The following is a 17,590-nucleotide window of genomic DNA, read 5'->3' on the forward strand; positions in this document are numbered from 1 at the left end:
CAGGGAGCACGACCATGAACAAGTACGTCTCCAGAGGGCTCTGGTTCGCCCTCTTCGTCGGCGGGCTCACGCTCGGCGGCACGGCTGCGGCGAACGCGGCCACGACCTCGGGTGCCGACGGCACCGTCTCGGGCACCCAGGTGGCGCCCTCCGTGGACGCTCCGGTGTCCCTCGGCGGCAACGCGATCGGCGTGCTCGGTGACGCGGTGTCCACCGTGACCGGCTCGGCCGGGGCTGCCCCGGCCCCGGCGGCTGTTCCGGCACCCGCCGCCGTGTCCCCGAGCACCTCGGGCGAGGACGGCACGCTCTCCGGCACGCAGGTGGTGCCGGACGTCGCAGCACCGGTGACGGTCGGCGGCAACGCCGTGGCCGTCGGCGGCGACGCGGTCTCGACGAGCGCCCCCGCGGCTGCTCCGGCCCCGGCTCCGGCCCCGGCTCCTGCGGCTCCGGCTCCGGCCCCGGCTCCGGCCCCGGCTCCTGCGGCTCCCGCTCCGAGCACCTCGGGGCAGGACGGCACTGCCTCCGGCACCCAGGTCGCCCCGACCGTGACGGCCCCGGTGACGGTGTCCGGCAACGGCATCGGCGTCCTGGGTGACGGCACGTCGACATCGACCGCCCCCGAGGCAACGGCACCGACGACCCCGACGGCCCCGGCCGCCGAGGCCCCGGCAGCGCCGACCACCTCGGGCACCGACGGACTGCTCTCCGGCACCCAGGTGACCGGGCTGGTCGACGTCCCGGTGACGATCGGTGGCAACGGCATCGGCGTCCTCGGTGACGGCAGCTCGACGAGCACGGCTCCGGCCGCAGGCACGAGCACGGGCACCGGGACCGCCGCGGCGGCCGGTGGCTCGACCTCGGGTTCGGACGGGACGGCCTCGGGCACGCAGGTGTCCCCGGTGGTCTCGATCCCGGTCACGGTGGCGGACAACGGCATCGGACTGCTCGGGACGGGTACCTCGACGAGCACGGCTCCGGCCGCAAGCACGACCACGGGCACCGGGACCGCTCCGGCCGCCGGTGGTTCGACCTCGGGTTCGGACGGCACAGCGTCGGGCACGCAGGTCAGCCCGGTCGTCGCCGTCCCGGTCACCATCGGTGGCAACGGGATCGGCATCGTCGGTGACGGCACGAGCACCGGCACGACGGCTCCGGCCACCGGTACCGGCTCCACGACACCGACGACCGGCGGCACGACCTCCGGTGACGGCGGTCTGCTCTCCGGCACGCAGGTGACCCCCGTGATCAGCCTGCCGGTCACCATCGGTGGCAACGGGATCGGCATCGTCGGTGACGGCGTCAGCACCACCCCGGGCACCGGCACCGGCACCGGCACGGACCCCGGGACCGACCCCGGGACCGACCCGGGTACTGACCCCGGGACCGACCCGGGTACTGACCCCGGGACCGACCCGGGCACGGACCCCGGAACCGACCCCGGCACGGATCCCGGCACCGACCCCGGGACCGACCCGGGAACCGTCCCCACCGGGACGGACCCCGGAACCGGCACCGAGCCCGGCACCGTGACCACCCCCGTGGGTGTGGTCGACGTCGTCGAGCCGACCCGGGCCTCCACAGCGGGCGTGGCGACCACCACGACCGCCGCCACCAGCGGGGTCCGGACCAGCGCCGGGACCGTCGCGGCAGCCGCCGCGGCCGGTGACGGCCAGCCGGAGCTCGCGTACACGGGAGCCGGCTCGCCGGTCCTGCCGGCAGGGTTCGCGCTCCTGCTGCTCCTCGCCGGAGTCGGCACGCTCGTGCTCCGTCGCCGGCACTGACCGCCGGGTGATCGAGGGGCGTCACGCCGTGGCGCCCCTCGTCACCGTGCCCGGGGAGACCTCCGGTCACGTCAGCGCATCGGATGCGTGTGCAAGTTCCGACGGACCGCTCGTCGATCGACTCGTGGATCGTCGCGGTCTGGACGACGGACACCGCGGACGCAGGACCCGTCCGGGGGAGACGCCCGGTTACGACGGCGCTCACGAGCAGAGCGCGGCCGTCAGCGGCCTGGGGTATCGTTCCGACTACGCAAGCGCTCCGGGGTCGGTGGAAATCCGAGCCGGTGGTGACAGTCCACGAACTGACGACGGGTGCGAACCCGCCAGATGTTGACCCGGTGGAAATCCGGGACCGACGGTGAAAGTCCGGATGGGAGGCGCGCTGGGCGGACAGGACGACCCCACGACCCGTGGGGTGCGACCCGTCCGTCGATGCCGACGATCGTCGAACGCCCCCGGAGTCCCGTTGAGAGGACACCAGTGTTCACCGGCATCATCGAGGAACTCGGCACCGTCACCGCCGTCGAGCAGCAGGGCGACTCCGTCGCGCTCACCGTGCACGGCCCCGTCGTCGTGCAGGACGCCCGGCACGGCGACTCGATCGCCACGAGCGGTGTCTGCCTGACCGTCGTCGAGCAGACCCCCGAGACCTTCACCGCCTTCGTCATGAAGCAGACCCTCGACATGAGCGCCCACGGCACACTCCGGGTGGGGGACCGCCTGAACCTCGAGCGCGCTGCGTCGGTCGGCGACCGCCTGGGCGGACACATCGTGCAGGGCCACATCGACGGCACCGCCGCGGTGCTCGAGACCTCCGACGGCGACGGCTGGCGGCGTGTGCGGTTCTCGCTCGCGCCGGCGCTCAGCCCGCTCGTGGTCGACAAGGGCTCCGTCGCGCTCGACGGCGTCTCGCTCACGGTCAGCGCCGTCTCCCCGGAGGACACCCACCCCGACGCCGCCTGGTTCGAGGTGAGCCTGATCCCCGAGACGCTCGAGGCCACGACGCTCGGGCTCCGTGTGCCGGGTGACCGTGTGAACGTCGAGACCGACGTGCTGGCCCGGCACGTCCGCCGAATGCTGCGGCTCGACGCCGCGGCGCAGTCCCTCGAGACCGCCGCGCAGCCGCTCGAGACCGCCGGATCGGAGGCCCGGTGATGGTCGCCGAGGCCGGCGCCGTCCCGCAGGCGCTCGGCTCGTCGAGCATCGAGACCGCGATCGCGTCGATCGCGGCGGGCCGCCCCGTCATCGTCGTCGACGACGAGGACCGTGAGAACGAGGGCGACGTCATCCTGTCCGCCGAGCTCGCGTCGCCGGAGTGGATCGCCTGGACGGTCGCGCACTCGTCCGGGTTCATCTGCGCGCCGGTCAGCACCGAGATCGCCGATGCGCTCGACCTGCCGCCGATGGTGGCGCACAACGAGGACGTCCGCGGTACGGCCTACACGGTCACCGTCGACGCGGCCGTCGGTGTGACCACGGGCATCAGCGCCCACGACCGCGCCCGCACCCTGCGGGTCCTCGCCGACCCGGACTCGGTGCGCGACGACCTGCACCGACCCGGCCACGTGGTGCCCCTGCGCGCCCGACCGGGTGGGGTCCGCGAGCGCGCCGGGCACACCGAAGCAGCGATCGAGCTCGTCACCGCGGCCGGACTCCGTCCCGCTGCGGCGATCTGCGAGATCGTCGACGAGGACGGCAGCATGATGCGACTGCCGGCGCTCGTCGCACTCGGGGCGCGCGAAGGCGTGCCCGTCATCACCATCGCTGCGCTCGCCGAGTGGCTGGACGCGGCAGACCGGGCGGCGGCAGCGACTGCCGCGCCCACGGAAGGAACGACACGATGAGCGGAGCAGGCGCGGCGGACCGCGACCAGGTCGACGGCACCGGGATCCGGGTGGCCATCATCGCCGGACAGTGGCACGACACGATCGCTGCGGGACTGCTGGCCGGGGCGCAGCGCGAGGTCGAGCGGCTCGGGGCGACGGCCGACGTCATCCCCGTCCCCGGCAGCTTCGAGTTGCCCGTGGTCGCGAAGACCGCGCTCGGCGCCGGTTTCGACGCCGCGGTCGCGCTCGGCGTCATCATCCGCGGTGGCACCCCGCACTTCGAGTACGTCTCGGGCGCCGCGACGACCGGGCTGACGCAGGTCGCGATCGACACCGGCAAGCCCGTCGGGTTCGGTGTGCTCACCCTGGACGACGAGCAGCAGGGCCTCGACCGTGCGGGGCTGCCCGGCTCCAAGGAGGACAAGGGCGCCGAGGCCGCCCACGCCGCGATCAGCACCGCGGTGACGTTGCGGTCGCTGCGCGTCCTGGCCTGAGCCGCTCTCGGCCTGACGCTCCACGCAGAACGGCCCCGCACCGGTGAGGTGCGGGGCCGTTCTGTCTGCGCTCGTCGAGCGGCTGCGCTCGCTAGCGCTTGCCGAACACGTGGATCGGCAGGAAGAAGGAGAGGCTCATCAGGAGCACACCCGCCATGAAGACGAAGGCCTGGCCCGACTCGACCTGGAAGGCGAACCCGAACAGGTACATCGACACCAGCAGCAGCAGGATCGAGAAAACAGCGGCGATGACGCGGCCCACGGGATACCTCCGGGTGTCGACGAGTGGATCGTTCCCCAGTCTATCCCCAGCAGGGGGTGTGCCGGTTCACGCGCCGGGTCGGGTCGCGATCAGCCGGTCGACGACGGCGAGCAGGGTCTCCATGTCGACGCTGCCGCGCTTCGGTCGGACCTCGCTCGCGGCCCCGAGTGAGGCCTGGTGGTACAGCCCGTCGCCGAGGAGCTTGACGGCCTGCGCGGTCGGCTCGTCACCCAGGGCGTCGACGAGTGTCGTGAGCCAGGCGTTCTCGGTGTCGTCGAGGGTGCGACCCGCCTCTTCGTAGCCGGCCTGCTGCAGGCGGCTCGCGGCGAGCAGGGCGAGGTCGAGCTCGCTGCCGACGAACAGGCAGTTGCGGACGAAGTAGCGCGCGGCGCCGTCCTCGGCGTCCTGCATGCGCTCGACGTCGATCGCGGACAGGTCCGACAGTCGTTCGCAGAGCCCCTCGACCAGGGCGGCCTTCGAGCCGAAGTGGTAGAGCAGCCCACCCTTCGAGACACCGGCGCGCGCGGCGACGGCGTCGAGGGTGGCGGGGCGCTCGCCCTCTTCGCACACGATGGCGACGAAGCTGTCGAGGACACGGTCGCGGGCACTGGCCATGCCGAGAGTCTAGGAGCAGTTCCCGGGGGCGCGGACGCCAGCACGGCCGCGGTCGCCGTGAACGCTCACGAAGTGCCGTGTGCCCGTTGCTGATCGCGCCCGCAGGGGCTACGGTCGGAGCGACCGTGAAGGTTCACGAGACGACAAGGATCCGCATGTCAGCGCAGACGGCGAACACCGCCACCACCCCGACCCCGACCACCACGGACCGCCCCGGGTGGGCCGTCCTCGGCCCCGGCGGCATCGCCCGACGCTTCCTCTCGCAGCTGCCCGCCAGCGGGGGCGTCCTGGTGGCGGCCGGTAGTTCCTCGAGCGAACGCGCACAGGTCTTCGCCGACGAGGCTGCCGGGTACGGGTTCGCCGACGTGACCGCCGGCACCTACGACGAGGTCCTCGCCGACCCGCGCGTCGACGCCGTCTACGTGTCGACCGTGCACACCGGGCACGCCCGGCTCGTGCTCGCCGCACTCCAGGCCGGCAAGGCCGTGCTGTGCGAGAAGCCCCTCGCCGTGAACCACGGCACCGCGATGGCGCTGACCGATGCCGCTCGCCAGGCCGGCCTGCCGCTCGTCGAGGCGTTCATGTACCGCTTCCACCCGCAGACCGCGGCGCTGGTCGACCTGGTCCGCGACGGCGTGATCGGCGACGTGACCCACATCGACGCCTCGTTCGCGTTCCGGACGGGGGAGCGCACGGGGCGGCTGTTCGACGTCGACACCGCCGGCGGCGGGATCCTCGACGTCGGCGGCTACCCGGTGACGATGGCCGCGGCGATCGTGCAGGCCGCCACCGGGGTCGCGGTCGCCGAGCCCGTGGACCTCACCGCCACCGGCACGCTCGGACCGACCGGCGTCGACGAGTGGACGGTGGCGCAGCTCACCTACCGGGGCGGGGTCACAGCCTCGGTCCGCACCGGCGTCTCCGTGCAGGACGACAACGCGGTGTCGGTGCACGGCACGCGCGGCCGCATCGTCCTCACCGACCCCTGGACGCTCGGCGACGACCCCACGATCGAGATCCGCACCGTCGACGAACCCCCTCGTTCGCTGTCCTTCGCGGGGGAGCACCCCTACGCCCGGGAGGCCGACGCCACCACCGACGCCCTGCGTGCCGGTGCGGTCGAGGCAGCGCAGATGACCATCGACGAGACCCTCGCCACCGCGCGCACGCTCGACCGGTGGCGCGCGGCGATCGGCTTGCGCTACCCGTTCGAGGCCGAGTCCGCCGACATCCCGACGGTGTCCGGCCGACCGCTCGCCGTGCAGGACGGCAACCCGATGCGGTACGGCGAGGTGCCGGGGGTCGGCAAGCGGATGTCCCGCCTGGTGATGGGCGTCGACAACCAGCCCGACCTGGCCCACGCCAGCGCGATCTTCGACCTGTTCGTCGACCAGGGCGGCAACGTCTTCGACACCGGGTACATCTACGGCGGCGGGGTGCTCGAGGGGCGGCTCGGGAAGTGGATCCAGAACCGGGGGATCCGCGAGGACGTGGTCGTCATCACGAAGGGGGCCCACACCCCGCACTGCGACCCGGAGTCGATCACCCGGCAGCTGCTCGAGAGCCTGGACCGACAGGGCACCGACTACGCGGACATCTACATGATGCACCGGGACAACCCGGACATCCCGGTGGGGGAGTTCGTCGACGTGCTCGACGAGCACCGTCGTGCCGGCCGCATCCGCGTCTACGGCGGCTCGAACTGGACCCCCGCGCGCTTCGACGAGGCGAACGCCTACGCCCGGGCCAACGGGAAGCACGGGTTCGAGGTCCTGAGCAACCACTTCGGCCTCGCCGAGGCGTACGACGTGCCGTGGGACGGCTGCGAGCACGCGACCGACGCCGCGTCGAAGGCCTGGCTCGAGGAGCGCCAGGTCCCGCTGCTGCCGTGGTCGTCGCAGGCCCGCGGCTTCTTCACCGGCCGCGCGACGCCCGAGGACACCAGTGACGCCGAGCTCGTCCGCTGCTACTACTCGGACGACAACTTCGAGCGGCTCCGGCGTGCACGCGAACTCGGGGAGCAGTTCGGCGTCCCGGCGACGGCGATCGCCCTGGCGTACGTGCTCCACCAGCCGTTCCCGACGTTCCCGCTCTTCGGACCCCGTACGATCGCGGAGGCCCGGTCGTCCATGACCGGCCTCTCCGTCGACCTCACCCCGGAACAGGTGGCATGGCTGGACCTCCGCGCCTGACCCCGGGCGGCCGCGCGACGATCATCGACGTCGCCGCGGCCGCCGGGGTGTCCCGGCAGACCGTCACCCGCGCGATGAACAGCATGTCCGGCATCAGCGCGGCGACCAAGGACCGCGTGCTCCAGGCCGCGGCGGCGCTCGACTACCGGCCGTCGCGGTTCGGCCGCGGGCTCGTCACCGGCGGCGACCACCAGCTCGGACTCGTCGTCAACGACCTGCGGAACCCCTACGCCCCCGCGCTCGCGTCGGCGGTGCTCGGCCTGGCCGCCGCTCGCGGGTGGAACGTCATGCTCGCGGACGTCGGGCTCGCGAGCGACTCGGACCGGATGGTGGAGTCCCTCGGCGCGCAGACCGACGTCGTGATCGGCTACCTCGGGTCCCGGGCGCCGGAGTGGATCGAACGGCTCGGCTCGGTCCCCGTCGTCGAGCTCGACCCCTCGGGCCCGGTGACCCGCGCCGCGGTCCGGATCGACCCGACCGCCGCGATCGAGGACCTCGCCGACCACCTCGTCGACACCGGGGCGAAGCACCCCGTCGTGGTCGACGCCGCCGCCGACGGTGTGCCGAGCCAGCGGGGGGAGCGCATGGTCGCGGCGCTGCGGCACCGCGGGTACCTGCCCGACCTCGTCGCCGCGTCCGTGCCCACCGCCGAGGCCGGTGCCGAGCAGACCGAGCGGATCCTCGCCGAGCACCGCCGTGTGGACGCGGTACTGGCGTTCAACGACGTGCTGGCCCTCGGCGTGCTGTCGGCGTGCCGTCGTGCCGGCGTCGACGTCCCCGGTGACGTCCGCGTGGTCGGTGTCGACGGCCTGCCGCTCGGGACGCTCGTCGCGCCGACACTCACCACGCTGGCCGTCGACCTGGACGAGGTCGCCGGCCAGGCCCTCGACCTCGCGCTCGGCATGCTCGCGGGCGAGCTGCCGCGCTCCGGCGCAGCCGTGGAGCGCACGGTGCGACACCGGTTGCTGCTCCGCGAATCGGCGTAGGTCCGAGAACGCGACCAGAGGACGGCCCGACGGCAGACGGCACGACCGCCACGGGCCTCCCGGCCGTCGTCAGTTGCACTTGCAACCAAAACCGTCCGGACGGTACACTAACGGAGTCCTGACGGGGCGCGTGTCCATCCCGCGTCCCGTCTCGTCTGCCCCACGTACCACCCGCCGTCGACCTGGTCCGGCTCGAAGTCCCAGGAGTCCGCCGTGTCCGCACTGCTCACCAGCCCCGTCGCCACCCGCGTCACCGGGAGCCGCGCCCGACGGTTCCTGGCGCTCGCCGTGCTCATGCTGCCGGTGCTGCTCATCTCGGTGGACAACACCATCCTGAGCTTCGCGCTGCCGTCGATCAGCCGCGCGCTGAACCCGGACGCCACCACGCAGCTCTGGATCGTGGACGCGTACCCGCTCGTGCTCGCCGGACTGCTCGTCGTCATGGGCAGCATCGGCGACCGGATCGGCCGCAGGCGGATCCTGGTGATCGGCGCGACCGGCTTCGCCCTGTTCTCGGTGGCCGCGGCCTTCGCGACCGACGCCTGGATGCTCGTCGCGGCACGGATCGCGATGGGGGTCTTCGGCGCGATGCTCATGCCCGCCACGCTGTCGATCATCCGCAACGTGTTCGTCGACGCGGGGGAGCGGCGGATGGCGCTCGCCGTCTGGTCGACGATGTTCGCCGCCGGCAACGCGCTCGGCCCGCTCGTCGGTGGCGCCCTGCTCGCGCACTTCCACTGGGGCAGCGTGTTCCTGGTCGCGGTGCCGATCCTCGTGCTCATGCTCGTCGGTGTGCCGTTCTGCGTGCCGGAGTCCCGCGACCCGCTGCCCGGGCCGGTCGACCTGCCGAGCATGTTCCTGTCCCTCGGAGCCCTCGCACCGATCGCCTGGGCCATCAAGTCCGTCGTGCACCCCGAGGAGCGGGGGCTCGCGATCGCCATGCTCGCCGTCGGTGTCGTCTGCGGCATCGCGTTCGTCCGCCGGCAGCTGCGGTCCCGCACGCCGATGCTCGACCTGCGGCTGTTCCGCAGCACGGCCTTCACCGGCAGCGTGCTGATGAACCTGGCGGCGATGTTCTCGCTCACCGGGTTCCTGTTCTTCATCGCCCAGCACCTGCAGCTCGTGGCCGGGCTCGACCCGTTCGCGTCCGGCGTCGTGCTCATCCCGGGGTCGGTGCTGACCATCGTCGCCGGGCTCGCGGTCGTGCCGGTCGTCGCCCGGGTCGCACCGCGGTGGGTCGTGTCGGTGGCCCTGCTGTTCTCGGCGGCGGCGTACGCCCTCGTCGCGGTCCTCGGACACCACGCGTCCATCGCGGCCCTGGCGTTCGCGTTCGTGCTGCTCGGCATCGGCATCGGGGCGTCCGAGACGGTGACGAACGACCTCATCATCTCGACGGCACCGGCGGACAAGGCCGGTGCGGCATCGGCGATGTCCGAGACGGCGTACGAGATCGGCGCCGTGCTCGGCACCGCGGTCCTCGGCACGATCCTGGCGACGACCTACCGGGCGCACGTCGTGGTGCCCGACGGGTTGTCCTCGTCGGCGCACGTCGCGGCACAGGAGACCCTCGGTGGCGCGGTCGCCGCGGCCGGTCAGCTCGGTGGTGGCGCCGGGCAGGCACTGCTCGAGTCGGCACGGGCGGCGTTCGACTCCGGCGTGACGATCACCGCGGGCGTCGCGGCGGTGCTCATGGTCGTGGCGGCAGCGGGTGCGCTCGTCATGCTCAAGCGCCGCTGAGCGGGCGCGGAGTCGTCGCCACGGCGCGCCCGGCCGTCCCCGAACCTGTGAATCGTTGACCTCAACCAGGGTTCAGGTCATACGTTGGGTGACAGCCGCCGAGTGACGGCAGCCCCTCCCGAAGGAACGACCACGATCACCATGCCCGACGAAGCACCGGCCACCATCGCCGACGCGTACAAGTCCGCGTTCCGCGGGCACCCTGCCGGCGTCGCCGTCATCACGGCCGAAGGCCCGGACGGACCGACCGGCCTCACCGCCTCGAGCGTCGCGAGCGTCGCCGTCGACCCACCCGTCCTCGTCTTCTCGCTCTCCACCAACTCCGGCTCGGCCGGGGTCGTGCTCGGTGCGCCGATCTTCGTCGTGCACCTGGTCGACTCCCTCGGGGTCGCACTGGCCAAGCGCTTCGCCTCGACGGGCAGCCCGGCGGCCGACGACCCGATCTGGGGAACCCTGCCGTCCGGCGACCGCTACCTGCCGAGTGCGGCGAGTGCCCTCCGCTGCCGACCGCTGTCGACGACCCCGATCGGCAGCTCGACCGTCGTCGTCGCCGAGGTGCTCGACATCATCGTCGGCGCCGACCGTGGCGAGCCGCTGGTCTACCACAACCGGGAATTCCACTCCCTCACCGATCGTTCCCGGCTCTCGTGAGCCGCGGAGCCGCGTCCACAACCCACTGATCGAAAGGACCTCACATGGCTGAGTACACCCTGCCGGAACTGCCGTACGACTACGCCGCGCTCGAGCCGCACATCAGCGGCAAGATCATGCAGCTGCACCACGACAAGCACCACCAGGCCTACGTCACCGGTGCCAACACCGCGCTGCAGCAGCTCGGTGAGGCCCGTGAGTCGGGCAACTTCGGTGCGATCAACAAGCTCGAGAAGGACCTCGCGTTCCACCTCGGTGGTCACGTGAACCACTCGATCTTCTGGACCAACCTCGGTCCGGACACGAAGGTCCCCGAGGGCGAGCTCGCCGCGGCGATCGACGAGTTCTTCGGTTCGTTCGAGCAGTTCCAGGCGCAGTTCGCCGCCGTCGCGAACGGCATCCAGGGCTCCGGCTGGTCCGTGCTGGCCTGGGACACCGTGGGCCAGAAGCTCACCACGTTCCAGCTCTTCGACCAGCAGGGCAACATCCCGTTCGGTCTCGTCCCGATCTTCATGCTCGACATGTGGGAGCACGCCTTCTACCTCGACTACCTCAACGTCAAGGCGGACTACGTCAAGGCCGTCTGGAACATCGTCGACTGGGAGAACGTCGCCGCTCGTTTCGAGAACGCGAAGTCGCAGCGGTTCGTCACGCTCTGATCCGCGTCGGCGGGTCACCACGGTGACGACCTGACGAACGGGAGGCACGGTGCCAGCTGGCAGCGTGCCTCCCGTTCGTGGTCCCGGGGCGCTCCGGGCCGGGCGCGACTGCCGGGGACGCGATCGGTTGGTCGTGGGGACGCCGCCATGTGGGCTCAGCGCACGGCGTCGCGGCCGGGCGCACTGGTGGCGAGGTCGTGGGCGATGCGACGCAGTGCGGCGTCGACGTCGGTCTGGGCACGGTCGACCAGCGCGCTCCACTGGGCTCCGCGTGCGGCCATCACCGTGCGTTGGGCAGCTCGTTCGGCGAGGACGGGGTCGGCACCGTGTTCGCGGCACCACGCCCGGATGGCCGCGACGTGGCAGCGGTGCGCACGGCGCTGTCGGTCGCGCCCGTCGAGGGACTCGACCGATCCGAGTTCGAAGGTGAGTCGTGCGGCCAACGCGCGGTGCGGGTCGTCGAGTCCGCCGAAGGTCGCGACCAGGTGATCGGCGAGGGCATCCACATCGGATGCCGGATCGAGCGCCGTCGCCGGGCGGTTGGCCGCGAGGTGCTCGACGACGGAGTCGATCAGGGCGTCCCGCGAGCCGAAGTGGTACACGACGGGGTAGGCGCTCGTCCCGAGCACACGGCCGAGGCCCCGGACCGTGACGTCCTCGATCTTGGTCTCGACGAAGTGGTCGACCACCTTCTCGAGGATCGCGGGTTTGCGGGTCGGGTCGGGCTTCCTGGGCATGGCATCTCCGTCGTCTTGGCGGTGGTCGCGCGACCGTTCACATACTAACATCGGTATATCAGTTTCGGGAGCGGACCTGACAGGAGGCATATCCTTGGTGCACCCTCCGTTTCCACCGATAGAAACGGAGAAATACTCGTTTCCAAGTACACTGTTGCGGATGTCCATGCCGTTCGAGCGCGCTCTGCCGCCGTCACGGCCCGAGGGGACCCCCGCTGGACGGGTGGTCGCGGGCCGTCGCCGTGGCGCCGGAAAACGCTTCCTGGTCGTCGGCGACGTCCTGGACGGCGTCCTCGTGCACACCACCGCGCACCGGATCGGGGTGCACGACCCGGCAGCGCAGATCCGCCACCGTCCGACCGGGGCCGGCGGCAACACGGCCACCTGGCTCGGCTGGCTCGGGGCCGAGGTCGACGTCGTCGCCCGGGTCGGGGTCGACGACGTCTACCGGCACGAGCGTGCGCTCGAGGACGCCGGGGTCCGAGCCCACCTGCGCTACGACGCGATGACGTCCACCGGCGTCGTTGTCTCCGTCCGCAACGACCACGGCCGCACCGCGATGTCCGATCCGGCGGCGAGCGGGAAGATCAGCGCGGCCGACGTCCCGCCCTCGTTGGTCGCACGTGCTGACATCGTGCACCTGACGGGTGCCGCCATGCTCGGCGGCGGGGTCGACCGGCTCGCCGCACTCGTCGCGTGCGCCCGGACAGGGCCGGCGCGCGTCGCGGTGGACCCCTCGTCGGTCGCGGTGATCGAGACCGTCGGCGCGGACCGGTTCCTCCAGGCGCTGCGGGGCGTCGACGTGCTCTTCCCCGACCAGCAGGAGGCGCTCGCCCTCGGCGGAGGGGACGACCTCGACGCCGCGGTGCGCCGGCTGACCGAGCACGTCCCGCTGGTCGTCGTCACGGCGGGGGCGGACGGCGCACTGATCGGGCGCCGGGGGCGGAGCGTCCAACGGGTCCCTGCGACGCACGCGACCGTCGTCGACACCATCGGCGCCGGGGACGCCTTCGTCGCCGGGTTCGTCCGCGCCTGGGCGACCGACCCGGTGCGGGTCGGTGCGGCGGCACGCGAGGGCACCCGGGTCGCCGCTCGGGCACTCGGTTTCGTGGGCGGTCGGCCGCCGGTCTGAGCGACCTGAGCGACCTGGGTGATCTGCGCGATCTGACCGGCGGTGCTGCCTGCGGGTCAGCGCTCCGACGGCTCGGCGACCACGTTCAGGGTCTGGACGAGTCCGGCACCCACGGGTGCGAGCCGGATCTCGACGCGCAGCCGCCCGCACGCGCCGGGCATCCACCAGCGCAGGTGCGACGGTGCGGAAGAGGACTCGGCCACCGGTGTCGCAGCGAGGTCGGCGTCGACCTCGGACACGGCCTGGGCGACCGCGCGCCGTCGACGGTCGTAGGGCACGTCCATCGCCACGTTGGGCGTGCAGATCGCGTCCGCCAGGTCGTCGCGCCAGTCGGCCAGGAGGCGCATCACCGCGGCCTGCGCGGCTCGCGTCGCGCGGCTGGTCACCGCCGCCCCGGTGCTCGGTCCGGTCGCCGCGGGTGCGTCCGTCGTCAGCGCCGCCCCGAGCACGAGGTCGTGCGCCTGCTGCGCGGCAGCGGAGACCTTGGCCTGGGTGGCGTTCTCGAACGCGACGACCCCGAGGCCGTCGCGCACGGACCACCGCATGTGGGCGGAGAAGCCCGGGTAGCCGCCGGAGTGGGACACGAGTTCGCCGAAGCGGTCGTCCTGCTCGACGAACAGCCCGAAGCCGTACGCGGTTGCGCGGGGCGAACCCGGGACGACCGACGGGGGGACGACCCGCATCGCCTGCTGCATGAGCCGGCGGTCGGCGGGGGAGACCGGACCGGGTTCGGGCGCGCCGGAGAAGCCAGAGCCGAGGTGGGTCGCCCAGCGAGCCAGGTCGCGCACGGTCGAGAACAGTCCACCGATCGACGAGAACGCGCCGGGCCCGGTCATCGGCAGGGGTTCCCAGTCGCCCTCGTGCCCGCGGACACCGGTGACCACGAACCCGCTGGACTCGTCGGCGCGGAACACCGTGTCGGCCAGTCCGAGGGGACGCAGCACGATCTCGCTGGCGGCCTGGGTGAAGGGCTGCCCCGTCACGACGGCGACGACCCGGCCGAGCAGTGCGTACCCCAGGTTCGAGTAAGCGAAGCGGGTGCCGGGCAGGGAGTCGAACAGCAGGCCAGCACGCAGGACCTGGTCGAGCTCGGCGTCCGAGATGGACTCCTGGCGGTCGGCCCAGGGATCGTCAGTGGGGAACCCGGCCGACATCGTCAGCAGCATCCGCACCGTGGGGACGGGAGAGTCCGGGGCCGGCAGGGCGACGGCGTCGAAGGCCGGCACGAAGTCGGTGATCGGGGCGTCGAGGTCGAGCAAGCCCCGGGCGACGAGCGTCAGCAGGGTCGCGGCCGTGACGCTCTTGGTGCACGAGGCGATGCGGTACACGGTGTCCGCGTCCGGCCGCTGACCGTCACCGCGGTCGCCGTGCCCGCCGGAGGCGACGAGCCCGGAACGGTCGAACACACCCCACACACTGCTCGGCGCGATGCCCTGTTCGACACGAGCGCGGAACAGCTCGTCGACCTGGTCGACGACCGCAGCCACCGCGGGGTGCGCATCGTTCGCGAGCGGCGCATCCTTCACGAGCGGCGCATCCGCTCGTAGGCGTCCAGCGCCCGCTGGCGTGACGCCTTCAGGTCGACCATCGGCTCGGGGCGCAGCTCGTCGGCGGGAACCCAGCGGTGGACGTACTCGCGGTGCGGGTCGAACCGCTCGAGCTGCCGATCGGGGTTGAAGACACGGAAGTACGGTGCGGCGTCGAAGCCGGAACCCGCGACCCACTGCCAGTTCGCCGCGTTGTTCGCGGGGTCGGCGTCGACCAGCGTGTCCCAGAACCACTGCTCCCCGACGCGCCAGTCGACGAGCAGGTTCTTCACCAGGAAGCTCCCGGCGGCCAGCCGCACCCGGTTGTGCATCGCACCGCTGTGCCAGAGCTCGCGCATGCCGGCGTCGACCAGGTCGAAGCCGGTCAGGCCCTGTCGCCAGCGCTCGAGCTCGGCTTCCTCGGGGTCACGCCAGGGGAACGCGTCGAAGTTCCGACGGACGTTGACGGTGGCGATGTCGTCGCAGTGGAAGTACTCGTTCCAGTTGAACTCACGCCATGCCAGCTGCCGGAGGAACGCCGAGGCGTTCTGGCGCTGCGCGGGCTCGAGCCGCTCGTGCAGGCGGTGCCACACCTGGTACGGGCTGATCTCGCCCCACCGCAGGAACGGGGAGAGGCTGCTCGTGGCCTCCATCGCGGGCTCGTCCCGCTGGTCGTAGTCCTCGAGCGCGTGCTCGACGAAGTGCTCGAGCTGCTGCTGGGCGCCGTGCTCGCCCGGGGTCCAGGCGTCGCGGAGCCCACCGGCCCAGTCGGGCTTCGTCGGCAGCAGCGCCCAGTCGGACAGTGCGTCACCGGTGACGTCGGCCGCAGCGGGCAGGTCGTCCGGGTCCGGCAGAGGGTGCCGTGGCTCGGGCAGTGCCTGGACGGCGTTCCAGAACGGCGTGAACACCTTGTACGGCTCGCCCTGGCCGGTGAGCACCGTCCACGGTTCCCAGAGCAGGTTCGCGGCGAAGCTGTGTGCCTCGATGCCGCGATCGTGCAGTGCGCCCTTGATCCCGGCGTCGATGTCGCGCTCGACGGCGCCGTACCGACGGTTCCAGTACACGGCGTCCGCGCCCGTCTCGGCGACGAGCTGGTCGATGGTCTGCGCCGCGGCACCGCGTCGCAGGACCAGCCGGGAACCCCGCTCGCACAGGTCGGCGTCGAGCGCGGTCAGGGAGTGGTGCAGCCACCAGCGGCTCGCCGCACCGATCGGACGGAGTCCGGGGGACTGCTCGTCGAGGACGACCACCACGGTGACGTCGCCGCCGTGGTCGATCGCCGCACGGAGCGCCGGGTTGTCGGACAGCCGCAGGTCGTCACGGAGCCAGACGATCGCGCCGGTCACACCGTCGCCGAATCCAGCGTGGTGACCGCTCGGGGCGTCGACCGCCGGCCCGGTGCCGTGCCGACTGCCAGCCGGAGCTTGGTGCAGAGTTCGGTGAGGGTGCGGAGCTCGGGGTCGGACAGGCCGGCGCCCACCTGCTGGGCGATGCTCGCCGCGTGCTGCACGGCGACCTGCCGGTAGACGTCGAAGCCGTGCGGGGTCAGCGCCACGATCACGCCGCGGGCATCGGTGGGGTCCGGCTGCTTCTCGACGATGCCGCGGGCGAGCAGTCGGTCGACCAGACGGCTGACGCTCGGCTGGGTGAGCAGCAGGTGCCCGGTGAGGTCGCGCATCCGGCAGCGTCGACCGGGCTGGGTCGACAGGTTGAAGCACACGTCGTACTCGTTGAACGAGATCTCGTCGCCGGGGAAGTCCGCGTTGAGACTCCGCATCACGGCGACCTGGGCGCGGAACAGCGCTTCCCAGGCGGCCACGGCGGTCGCCTTCTCACTGCGGCGTGTCTCGCTCACGTTCGCGTTCCCTCCGGTCGTCGGACTGACCACACTACCGACGGGCTCCGACAGGAGCCGGGCGACATGCACGAGGGCCGGCCACCTGTCGGCGACCGGCCCTCTCCCTTGCACCAAGAGTTTCCTGCAATCACATTCCGCAGGCGGTGCCACAGCAAACACCGTCTGCACCACCGACTGTATAACGAAGCGGTAACGGAGCGCCAGCCTCTCCGGGCCCGGTTCGCTGCGAGTTCACCAAGAGCAGTCGGAGCGTTTCAGAAGAGGTCGGGTGACGGGGTCGACGCGTACCGCACTGCGACGTCCGCGTGCCGGTCGAAGCGGTAGCCGACGCCGCGCACGGTCCGGACGATCTCCTCGAAGGCGCCGAGCTTGGAGCGGAGGCGACGGACGTGCACGTCGATGGTGCGCTCGTTCGGGGTCTCGTCCTCGCCGTCGGACCACAGGCCCTCGATGATCGCGGAGCGGTCGACGGTCTGGCCCTCGCGGAGGACCAGGAACTGCAGGAGCTCGAACTCCTTGTAGGTCAGGGGCGCGGCTTCACCGTCGAGGGTCACGCGCTTCCGGGAGATGTCGATGACGACGCCCGTCTCCTCGGGTTCGGGCTTCTCGGCCTGCTTGCGGGCGGCCACCGCGGAGCGGTCCTGCAGCGCGAGGCGGACGACGTCGACGTCGCGGCCACCGGAGTGCTCGGCGGCGACGGCGACGGCCGCGTAGGTCTCGGACGACGGGACGAGCTGGGCGGTGAGTGCCTTGAGCTGCTCGACGACCGCGGCCAGGGTCGTGCCGGCGGCCGCGGCCTTGGCTTCGTCGATGCCGACGTACAGGGCGAAGCCGCGAGCCTCGGTGCCCTCCGGCAGGGCGCGGTTCCGCTGCGGCGCGACCACCGGGCTCGTCGGCGCGGTGGCCGGTCCGCTCGCCGCCGGGGAGACGGGTCGCGGGCGGATCGGCGTCACGGTGCCGAGGTCGGTCGGGGTCGGTACTGAGCGGAGCGCGGTGCGGGGCTGGGCGATGGTGAGCGACATGGTGGTTCTCCGGGCGGTGTGGCCGGTGCGCGGGTGGGCGGCGGCCGGTGTCGAATGCGTCATCCCGGGTACGGCGGTACGCCGATGTGCCCTGCGGTCCTGCTGCGGACCG

At 72.3% G+C, this 17,590-nt stretch carries 16 protein-coding genes, 1 pseudogene and 1 riboswitch; of the genes and pseudogenes, 10 read left to right on the forward strand and 7 right to left on the reverse strand.

Annotated features, from left to right (window positions below; translation table 11 throughout):
• The first annotated feature begins 14 nt into the window (after window positions 1-14).
• The 4 genes and pseudogenes from ASF75_RS18000 (at window position 15) to ribH (ending at window position 4,101) form a co-directional block, all read left to right on the forward strand.
• Window positions 15-1,781, forward strand: a complete 1,767-nt coding sequence (locus ASF75_RS18000) for a hypothetical protein (protein WP_056070603.1) — start codon at window positions 15-17, stop codon at window positions 1,779-1,781.
• 251 nt (window positions 1,782-2,032) lie between these two features.
• Window positions 2,033-2,167, forward strand: a riboswitch (FMN riboswitch).
• A gap of 94 nt (window positions 2,168-2,261) precedes the next feature.
• On the forward strand, window positions 2,262-2,936 hold the full coding sequence (locus ASF75_RS08755; protein ID WP_056070606.1) for a riboflavin synthase: 675 nt from the start codon (window positions 2,262-2,264) through the stop codon (window positions 2,934-2,936).
• Window positions 2,936-3,598: pseudogene (gene ribB / locus ASF75_RS08760) on the forward strand (3,4-dihydroxy-2-butanone-4-phosphate synthase); the annotation flags it as partial. The gene ASF75_RS08755 and the pseudogene ribB, both read left to right, overlap by 1 nt.
• A gap of 23 nt (window positions 3,599-3,621) precedes the next feature.
• Window positions 3,622-4,101, forward strand: coding sequence for a 6,7-dimethyl-8-ribityllumazine synthase (gene ribH / locus ASF75_RS08765; protein ID WP_017888558.1), 480 nt, complete (start codon window positions 3,622-3,624; stop codon window positions 4,099-4,101).
• 91 nt (window positions 4,102-4,192) lie between these two features.
• Here the strand turns inward: ribH and ASF75_RS17650 are convergent, their stop codons facing one another.
• Window positions 4,193-4,363: a hypothetical protein gene (locus ASF75_RS17650; protein WP_017888559.1), complete on the reverse strand. Its 171-nt coding sequence runs from the start codon at window positions 4,361-4,363 to the stop codon at window positions 4,193-4,195.
• A gap of 66 nt (window positions 4,364-4,429) precedes the next feature.
• Window positions 4,430-4,978, reverse strand: coding sequence for a TetR/AcrR family transcriptional regulator (locus ASF75_RS08770; RefSeq protein ID WP_017888560.1), 549 nt, complete (start codon window positions 4,976-4,978; stop codon window positions 4,430-4,432).
• Window positions 4,979-5,133: 155 nt separating this feature from the next.
• On the opposite strand from ASF75_RS08770, the gene ASF75_RS08775 reads away from it, so the two are divergent.
• The 5 genes from ASF75_RS08775 to ASF75_RS08795 all read left to right on the forward strand — a co-directional run bounded on the left by ASF75_RS08775 (window position 5,134) and on the right by ASF75_RS08795 (window position 11,203).
• Window positions 5,134-7,170: an aldo/keto reductase gene (locus tag ASF75_RS08775; RefSeq protein ID WP_056070609.1), complete on the forward strand. Its 2,037-nt coding sequence runs from the start codon at window positions 5,134-5,136 to the stop codon at window positions 7,168-7,170.
• On the forward strand, window positions 7,149-8,156 hold the full coding sequence (locus ASF75_RS08780) for a LacI family DNA-binding transcriptional regulator (protein ID WP_056070612.1): 1,008 nt from the start codon (window positions 7,149-7,151) through the stop codon (window positions 8,154-8,156). Before ASF75_RS08775 ends, ASF75_RS08780 begins: the two co-directional genes overlap by 22 nt.
• Before the next feature lie 213 nt (window positions 8,157-8,369).
• Window positions 8,370-9,893, forward strand: coding sequence for an MFS transporter (locus tag ASF75_RS08785; RefSeq protein ID WP_017888563.1), 1,524 nt, complete (start codon window positions 8,370-8,372; stop codon window positions 9,891-9,893).
• 141 nt (window positions 9,894-10,034) lie between these two features.
• On the forward strand, window positions 10,035-10,544 hold the full coding sequence (locus ASF75_RS08790; RefSeq protein ID WP_042538085.1) for a flavin reductase family protein: 510 nt from the start codon (window positions 10,035-10,037) through the stop codon (window positions 10,542-10,544).
• A 44-nt stretch (window positions 10,545-10,588) separates the two neighbouring features.
• Window positions 10,589-11,203 carry a superoxide dismutase gene (locus ASF75_RS08795; RefSeq protein ID WP_017888565.1) on the forward strand — a complete coding sequence of 205 codons (615 nt, stop codon included), beginning with the start codon at window positions 10,589-10,591 and terminating at the stop codon, window positions 11,201-11,203.
• Window positions 11,204-11,358: 155 nt separating this feature from the next.
• Here the strand turns inward: ASF75_RS08795 and ASF75_RS08800 are convergent, their stop codons facing one another.
• On the reverse strand, window positions 11,359-11,940 hold the full coding sequence (locus tag ASF75_RS08800) for a TetR/AcrR family transcriptional regulator (protein WP_056070615.1): 582 nt from the start codon (window positions 11,938-11,940) through the stop codon (window positions 11,359-11,361).
• Window positions 11,941-12,100: 160 nt separating this feature from the next.
• Between ASF75_RS08800 and ASF75_RS08805 the strand changes: the two genes are divergently transcribed.
• Window positions 12,101-13,072 carry a carbohydrate kinase family protein gene (locus tag ASF75_RS08805; RefSeq protein ID WP_162243014.1) on the forward strand — a complete coding sequence of 324 codons (972 nt, stop codon included), beginning with the start codon at window positions 12,101-12,103 and terminating at the stop codon, window positions 13,070-13,072.
• A 56-nt stretch (window positions 13,073-13,128) separates the two neighbouring features.
• Here the strand turns inward: ASF75_RS08805 and ASF75_RS08810 are convergent, their stop codons facing one another.
• The 4 genes from ASF75_RS08810 to ASF75_RS08825 all read right to left on the reverse strand — a co-directional run bounded on the left by ASF75_RS08810 (window position 13,129) and on the right by ASF75_RS08825 (window position 17,478).
• Window positions 13,129-14,598: a serine hydrolase domain-containing protein gene (locus ASF75_RS08810; RefSeq protein ID WP_056070621.1), complete on the reverse strand. Its 1,470-nt coding sequence runs from the start codon at window positions 14,596-14,598 to the stop codon at window positions 13,129-13,131.
• Complete coding sequence (locus ASF75_RS08815; RefSeq protein ID WP_056070624.1) at window positions 14,595-15,944, reverse strand: cryptochrome/photolyase family protein; 1,350 nt, start codon at window positions 15,942-15,944, stop codon at window positions 14,595-14,597. The genes ASF75_RS08810 and ASF75_RS08815 overlap by 4 nt, the downstream gene beginning before the upstream one ends.
• Window positions 15,941-16,453, reverse strand: a complete 513-nt coding sequence (locus ASF75_RS08820; protein ID WP_235045702.1) for a MarR family winged helix-turn-helix transcriptional regulator — start codon at window positions 16,451-16,453, stop codon at window positions 15,941-15,943. The genes ASF75_RS08815 and ASF75_RS08820 overlap by 4 nt, the downstream gene beginning before the upstream one ends.
• Before the next feature lie 257 nt (window positions 16,454-16,710).
• Window positions 16,711-17,478 carry a winged helix-turn-helix domain-containing protein gene (locus ASF75_RS08825; protein ID WP_017888571.1) on the reverse strand — a complete coding sequence of 256 codons (768 nt, stop codon included), beginning with the start codon at window positions 17,476-17,478 and terminating at the stop codon, window positions 16,711-16,713.
• Between the last annotated feature and the right edge of the window lie 112 nt (window positions 17,479-17,590).

Origin of the sequence: Curtobacterium sp. Leaf154, assembly GCF_001424595.1 — a bacterium.
In the GTDB taxonomy this organism is placed as follows: Bacteria; Actinomycetota; Actinomycetes; order Actinomycetales; family Microbacteriaceae; genus Curtobacterium; species Curtobacterium poinsettiae.

Excerpts from the sequence above, each read along its gene's own strand:
- ASF75_RS18000 (WP_056070603.1), top strand. The coding sequence starts at position 15 with ATGAACAAGTACGTCTCCAGAGGGCTCTGGTTCGCCCTCTTCGTCGGC.
- ribH (WP_017888558.1), top strand. The coding sequence starts at position 3,622 with ATGAGCGGAGCAGGCGCGGCGGACCGCGACCAGGTCGACGGCACCGGG.
- ASF75_RS08770 (WP_017888560.1), bottom strand. The coding sequence starts at position 4,978 with ATGGCCAGTGCCCGCGACCGTGTCCTCGACAGCTTCGTCGCCATCGTG.
- ASF75_RS08775 (WP_056070609.1), top strand. The coding sequence starts at position 5,134 with ATGTCAGCGCAGACGGCGAACACCGCCACCACCCCGACCCCGACCACC.
- ASF75_RS08780 (WP_056070612.1), top strand. The coding sequence starts at position 7,149 with ATGGCTGGACCTCCGCGCCTGACCCCGGGCGGCCGCGCGACGATCATC.
- ASF75_RS08790 (WP_042538085.1), top strand. The coding sequence starts at position 10,035 with ATGCCCGACGAAGCACCGGCCACCATCGCCGACGCGTACAAGTCCGCG.
- ASF75_RS08795 (WP_017888565.1), top strand. The coding sequence starts at position 10,589 with ATGGCTGAGTACACCCTGCCGGAACTGCCGTACGACTACGCCGCGCTC.
- ASF75_RS08800 (WP_056070615.1), bottom strand. The coding sequence starts at position 11,940 with ATGCCCAGGAAGCCCGACCCGACCCGCAAACCCGCGATCCTCGAGAAG.
- ASF75_RS08805 (WP_162243014.1), top strand. The coding sequence starts at position 12,101 with ATGTCCATGCCGTTCGAGCGCGCTCTGCCGCCGTCACGGCCCGAGGGG.
- ASF75_RS08825 (WP_017888571.1), bottom strand. The coding sequence starts at position 17,478 with ATGTCGCTCACCATCGCCCAGCCCCGCACCGCGCTCCGCTCAGTACCG.